Origin of the sequence: Allosediminivita pacifica (assembly GCF_003054175.1) — a bacterium.
GTDB lineage: Bacteria > Pseudomonadota > Alphaproteobacteria > Rhodobacterales > Rhodobacteraceae > Allosediminivita > Allosediminivita pacifica.
Map to the genome: position 1 here is coordinate 1 of NZ_QBKN01000002.1, position 6,225 is coordinate 6,225.

The following is a 6,225-nucleotide window of genomic DNA, read 5'->3' on the forward strand; positions in this document are numbered from 1 at the left end:
GCTTCGCCAGGTGATCGTAATAGGTGGACGGGGCGATCGGCAGAACCCTGCAGATCGGCTCGACCCCGTGCGCATTCCGGTGCGCGTCAATGAACTCCACCATTACTTCGACCGGCGGTCGAGCTCCGCCATCGCAAAATACGCCGACGCCTTCCGAAGGATCTCGTTCGCCTGGCGCAACTCGCGGTTCTCCCGCTCAAGCGCCTTCATCTTCTCGGCCATCTCGGTCGGGATGCCTGCGCGTCGGCCGCTGTCGACCTCGGCCTTCTTGACCCACTCGTTCAGGGTCTGGGGCGCGCAGCCGATCTTCGCCGAAATCGACATGACGGCCTGCCAGCGCGATCCATGCTGACCCTCATTGTCGAGAACCAAGCGCACTGCACGCTCGCGCACTTCGGGAGAAAACTTGTTCGTCGTCTTGCTCATGATGCTCCATCCTACTCAGGACTTGGAGCCTCCGGCAAACCCGGCGCGGTTCAGAGGGTCTGAATGACGTCATCGAGCTTGGCACCGGAGTCGATATCGAGGCCCATGGCGTACATCGTATCCATGGCTTTCGCCTTCCGCGCACCGTCGATAGACGACCCGAGAACCATGGACACGCCTGCCTTGTGCTTGTCCTCCGGGTGGCGGCTGAACCCCCATGTCGGGCTGTTCTTCCCGCCGTCCTGACCTTGTATCCACTGGCCCCATGTGAGGGTCAGGGACTCCCAGTCACCGTCCTGCGTATTGCGCCGATCCTTGGCGCCCCACATATTCCCGATCAGAAGGGTTGTCTGCTTGCCGAGCATTTCGTTGAACGCGGGCGTCTCGGCGCCCATCAGTTCGGCGTCGTTCAGGTACTCGGGCGCTTCGCTGCCGACGTCCACGATATCCTCATCCGAGGTGCAGTAATCGACGGCTGGATTATCTCTAGACTGCTCAGGCTGGCACATGCTTCCATCTTGCCGTTCAAGAGCATCGCGCCAGCATGAGCGCCAATCCAACCCCTCGAGATCACGGTCGATGTACCATTGAGTTGCAGCGTCAGGCTCCTCCGTTGAACCGCGTTGGCGCTGAACACGCAGCAGCTCTTCGATCAGCGAGTCGTCGTCTACACGGCCACCTGAAAAGGTGACCTGTGATCCAAAAACTGATGTCGCTTTCTTTCCCTCGTAGGCGAGCATGCTCTCATATCGCTCATATTCGACGCCTCCGACTCCGGGGGGATGTTCATTGTCAACTGAACAGACGGCTCTTTTGTTCATTATATGTTCCATTTCTCTTGGTGTGTGTACCGTTGCGACGGACACAGTTGGTCTGGACGCGTCCCGAAGGGGCGCGCTGGTTCGATCTGATCTTTAGGAAGATTGCTTGGTTGCCCGCGTTAGCGGGAGTGAAGAGCCGACACAGAGGCAGGTTTCCCCGTCATCCGCAGGACTTCACGAGCCAGTCCAGCCAGCTTTTCGCGTGTCAGTTTTGAGAGTGGGCGCAAGGCCTCGCTAGCCATAGCTTCGGTAAGCTGCATCAGCCGTACTTCGTCGTCTTCGATCAAATGGTTCTCCGCAAGTTTGGGTGATTTTATATGACAGGTCACGCCCTCGAATGCAACGCCTATTTTCGCTTAACATTCTGTTCTTAAAGGATAAAAAGTGCGTCTTGAAGACGAAATTCCAGCAACAATCCAAGCTCGACGGGCTTGCGGACCTCGTCCATGGGATACACTTGCATCTTGAAGACGACCCGGTCCGGAGTGAGCGACGGCGAGGCTCAACCTTTGCTAGCTGCCTCCTGACTTACGCGGTTCAAAAGGTGGGCGACCTCCTCCTGCAACCGAGCTTCTTCTGCCTCGAGTTCTTCCTTGGTCCATTCAGCACGGATCTTCTCGGCTCTCCTCCACCTCGCCTGTCGCTTAGCCATCCGCTCACGCCGCGCCCGATCTTTGGGGGTGCGGCGGCGGTATGTTGTCGGGGTGTAGTTGCTCCCGTCAAAGAAGCTCATCGGCTAGCCCCAGTACATCGCTTGGGTCCAGAGCATCCAAGGCTCCCCAGAACTCACCGGGCTTAACCTTGATGAACGTCTCTTCGTCGAGCGCCCTTCCGAAGAACCAGTCGAACGAGCCTTCTTGCGCCGGTCGAAACCCGGCCCTGCGCAAGGCAAGCCTTGCAATGCGGCTACCTACTTGCGCTTCCAGTTCTTCGATTTGCTCCGATCGAATGATGTAGGTGCCTGATGTCTGAGAGCACCGGTCCAAGAGCAGCATGGCACATTCTTGCACAACAGACTCCTCGACATAGGTGTTGGGTAGGGTCATATCCTCTGACCTTTCATTTGTGTGATTGGGATTGGTGGGGGACGGCTTTGCTAGGTCTCAGCCAGCCGCTTGCGGCAACGTCTCGAAATGGTTGCCTCTCTCAGAGAGCGCGCTGGGCCCTCTGGGAAATCTCAGGAAGCGCGACGGGTTTGCACCTCTGCCCGGTGGCGCGCCCTAGTCGCTGCGCTAGAACTTGTTTGGACCTTTTCAAACGCCTGCATGATTTGCATGTAGTCCAGCGAAGTTACCGTCTCGCCGGTCGGTCGGAAGACCCAGCCTGAACCTGCGCGAGCAAACAATGCTCGCCAGTTGCTAGATGCATCCGCTTGGGTGATGTGCTTGATAATTTTGCGCGGGCTCATGCCAAGCCCCATTGCCGCGCGAGCGAGAGACGCACCTGCGGGTCGGAAATCTGGCGTAGCATCTCGATACGTTGAGCCTCGGTTTCCGGGTCCACCTTCTTGGTCCGGGCATTCGCTGCCTTCTGCGCTTCGATTTTGCGCCCGAGCTCCATCTTCTGGCACGGTGTAAGGTGGCTGAGATCGACCTGCTGGTGCTCTCCGCTTTCGAGGGCTTGGCTTACCGCGCCAATCTCCATCCGAGCGCTGAGTGCAGGATCGTTTCTAACCTCTTCGATACATACCTCAATGTCGAAGCCTGCATCCGGTGCGATCGAAGCGATGCGCAGCGTTGGCGAGCCCAGAAGCTCTTCAGCAGAAACCTCGACACCGATTCCAGCAAAGCGACGAATGATTGTCTCCGCTAGCGCGCCGAAACGGGACGCAACGTTCGGGTCATCGTCCATAACCCTTTGAAAATTCTTATTCACTTTAGACTCCATGTTGTGGCCAGTGAGGCGACCATTTTGACGTCCTCGATTTGCGCGGGCGTCGTTTCATTTTCTTTGCCATCTCCCGATGGGAGGAGGCGGTTGATCTCGGCGCGCGAGAAGCGCTTCGCGCGCCTGATCACAGTTTCAAGGAAGGCGGCGTCGCCGACCTGGCGGCCAATCCCCTTATCGCTCCGCCCTCGCTTGACGACGGATTGGCAAGTTGCCGGGACACAGAGCACCAACTTTTGCAGGGCAAGAAGACGGCTCATGCTGCGTCCAGAAGCTCACCTGCATAGGGTGCTGCAGTGTGAACCATGGCAAATCCCGGGGCGAACTTCCGGAAGTGGGGTAGTCCGCTCGTCTCGCCAGTCACAATGAATGGCAGCGTCCACTGGCTCAGAGGAAGGAGCAAGCGAAGGCGTTCTGTGTCGCTCGCGAGGGCACCTGTGCGCACGGTCGCTGCGATGGCGTTAAAGAATGTCACCCGTACAGCGTGAAGCCGTTCAGCCATGTCCGGGTGTGTGGAGATCCAACCGCAGAGACGCTCTGCCACAGGCAGCACGCTATCTCCGCCGCACCATAGAGCGCCGTCATCTTCTGAGAGATCTACGAGTGCGCAAGCTTGAGCTTCGGAGAGCTTCGGTAGGATGTGCGAGGTATTATAGCGATGGGGGAGCGTCCGGTCCGGCGAAGCCTTGGGCAGGCCGCGTGTCCAACGATGCGCCGTAGCAAGGCACTTCCCCGTCGCAGTGACGATATCCTTCGGGGTGTGGGTAAGTGGCAATTTTGGTCCTATCCTAGATTTATTTCTTGACATCTTGATATCCGATTTTTCAGAAAAAGTAAACGAATCGGCAGGAGCGGGTCACAAACGAGAAGGGCCCGCGCAAATGCGCAGGCCCCAGACTAGAAAGTGTTCGAGCAGGCTAGCTGCGCCGCGCTCTATTCCCAGCGGTCCTCGGCTGGCGGGCGCAGCCATCGTTCGACATCCAGCATAGTCCTATCACCATGCGGCTCTGCAACTGACCGCAGTCTAGAAGCTGTGGCAGCCCGTCGAGCAGAAAGGCTCAGCACGAACTCAGCCCAATCCCCAAGAACTTCTCGCCTTTTATCTAGCAGATCTGCTCGGTTATAGGCTCGCTCCTGCTTGGTACGCACCTCGTGCTGGATGCTCATTTCAGCGAGCCGGGCGCCATGAGACGTCTCCGACACGACATAGCTACTGAACGTTGATCTCAACCCGTGCGCCACCGCCAGCTTGTCTTGCGAAGTACTCTGCCAACCACCCTGCTTCAGCCGATTGTTTAAGAAGTTGACGTGATGGATACGCGTCTTCCTTCCGCGAGGGTTCGGGAAGACCAGATCGTCCGAACCCTTAAATGCGAAGCGCTTGGCTCCCCTCAGGATTCGAAGGGCAGGCGGCACGAGCGGTGCGTCAAACGCCACGCCAGTTTTCATGTTCTCGGGCGGGATAGTCCAAACCGCCTTGCGAAAATCGACCTGAGGCCACCGCATATGGGCGACGTTCGCAACGCGGGGGAGCGTCAACAGATAGAATGCCAAAGCCGCATCGACTACATCGCCTAAATCTAACGATCCCCACAACCTCGGAGCATCTCGATAGTCAAGCGCAGGATGATGCCCTTCATCTTGGCGATACTTGGAAGCCCTCCTACGCGGAAGTTGAACCTTCGCTCGATCCACGACATCAGGGCGCACTCGATCGTCCTGTGCGGAAGCGTACTCCAAGGCACTCTTCAGCCTGAAGAACACCTTGTCGCCGGTATCAGGCTTCTCCACGTACACTTTACCAAGCTTGTCGACGATCATCTGCACGGTCAAATCGGCCACGCCGACCTTACCGATGGCCGGCAGGATGTGGTTCGCGACCGGCGACCACCACCTCCCTGCAGAGCCATTGTCCTTGAGCGAAGCCTTCTTCTTCTCGAACAACTCGACAAGAGCCCGTTCGACCGTCATCCCCTGCCGCCTTAGGTCGTTCCTGATCTCGACAGGGTTCTTCCCCTCCGCAGCAAGGCTCCGATTCTCGCGGGCCAGATCACGCGCCCTCGCTAGCGAGACCTCCGGGTACGAACCAAGGCCCATCTTGTGACGGCGCCCGTTGAGCGAGAACCTAAGATGCCACGAGGCCGAGTTTTGGGAACGAACCACGAGGTACAAGCCACCACCGTCGTGGTGCTCACCGGGAGCGGCTTTGGAGAGCATTGCGGCTTGAAGCTTGTGTATGGCCATGGACCATTTTATGGACCAATTTCATCACGGTCAGCAACAGGAAAAGTCGGTGCCCCAGTTAAGGCATTGCTATTAAATGACAATCATCTCATCAGAAACGAGGAAACCTGCGCTTTGATTCCGCCCCCGGGCACCATTTCCCGAAGTTAGGCCTTTGTTTTTCCTTCAGCTTCCATACGAGCTGGGACGTGGCCAGGACTGTGCCGGAGACAAGGACTGCCGCTTTCCCCTTCAGGAAGCATGGCATCTGTCATTTCCTACGACGCGTTCCGAGCTTCCTCCGATGCCCCTACGCAATACCCCCGATGTAGTCCGAGGGTTTGGGGCCGGTTCCGGCTGCGGGGAAACTCAAATGTCCTGCAAAGCCACGATGCACAGAAAAATGTCGAAATAGTCGGGTCACCTCAACCTAGACGGGAACCCTTCTGGACTGCGGCCATTCTCCGACAAAGATTGTTGCAAAAGCGGTGTGAACTGGGCTTAAATCTGCCTGAGCGCAGGTAGGAAGCGGCAACATTTCGTCCTTCCACGATTCTCGCGCTCTGATTGATTGCTGCTTTTTATTTCGAGCTGGAGTGATTCTCTGAAGCTGGCGTGCTCGCGCGTGTTTTTGTCCGAAGTTTATTTTCGAATGGATTTGATCCAATGAGTGAAATCGACCGTTTGTTGCGTTGGATTTCTCCGTCGCTCCCACGCCCGAAACGGGCCAGGTTCGTTCTCACGGTAACCCTGCGTTCCTGCACCCTCCGATGCGGAGTGGCGTCGTCAGCTGTGCGTCCGGCCAACCGCAACGCGCTCTGCGCTCGGGTGCCGCGTCATGCCTCGCGCTGCGCAGACAGGTGATCGC

At 57.7% G+C, this 6,225-nt stretch carries 5 protein-coding genes, 2 pseudogenes and 1 other annotated feature; all 7 genes and pseudogenes read right to left on the reverse strand.

The window, feature by feature from the left end; genetic code table 11:
* A pseudogene (locus C8N44_RS01695) lies at nucleotides 1-426 on the reverse strand (transposase); the annotation flags it as partial.
* Nucleotides 29-145, reverse strand: a sequence feature (AL1L pseudoknot). Its footprint overlaps the pseudogene before it by 117 nt.
* 50 nt (nucleotides 427-476) lie before the next feature.
* Nucleotides 477-1,166, reverse strand: coding sequence for a hypothetical protein (locus C8N44_RS01700; RefSeq protein ID WP_146178786.1), 690 nt, complete (start codon nucleotides 1,164-1,166; stop codon nucleotides 477-479).
* An 800-nt stretch (nucleotides 1,167-1,966) separates the two neighbouring features.
* Nucleotides 1,967-2,293: a hypothetical protein gene (locus C8N44_RS01705; protein WP_107974442.1), complete on the reverse strand. Its 327-nt coding sequence runs from the start codon at nucleotides 2,291-2,293 to the stop codon at nucleotides 1,967-1,969.
* Nucleotides 2,294-2,651: 358 nt separating this feature from the next.
* Nucleotides 2,652-3,098 (reverse strand): hypothetical protein, encoded by a 447-nt coding sequence (locus C8N44_RS01710; RefSeq protein WP_107974443.1) that lies wholly within the window; start codon nucleotides 3,096-3,098, stop codon nucleotides 2,652-2,654.
* A 20-nt stretch (nucleotides 3,099-3,118) separates the two neighbouring features.
* Entirely contained in the window at nucleotides 3,119-3,394 is a 276-nt protein-coding gene (locus C8N44_RS01715; protein WP_107974444.1) for a hypothetical protein, read from the reverse strand.
* Nucleotides 3,395-4,067: 673 nt separating this feature from the next.
* Entirely contained in the window at nucleotides 4,068-5,105 is a 1,038-nt protein-coding gene (locus C8N44_RS01720) for a tyrosine-type recombinase/integrase (protein WP_244640954.1), read from the reverse strand.
* A 33-nt stretch (nucleotides 5,106-5,138) separates the two neighbouring features.
* A pseudogene (locus C8N44_RS24140) lies at nucleotides 5,139-5,378 on the reverse strand (Arm DNA-binding domain-containing protein); the annotation flags it as partial.
* Nucleotides 5,379-6,225 lie beyond the last annotated feature (847 nt).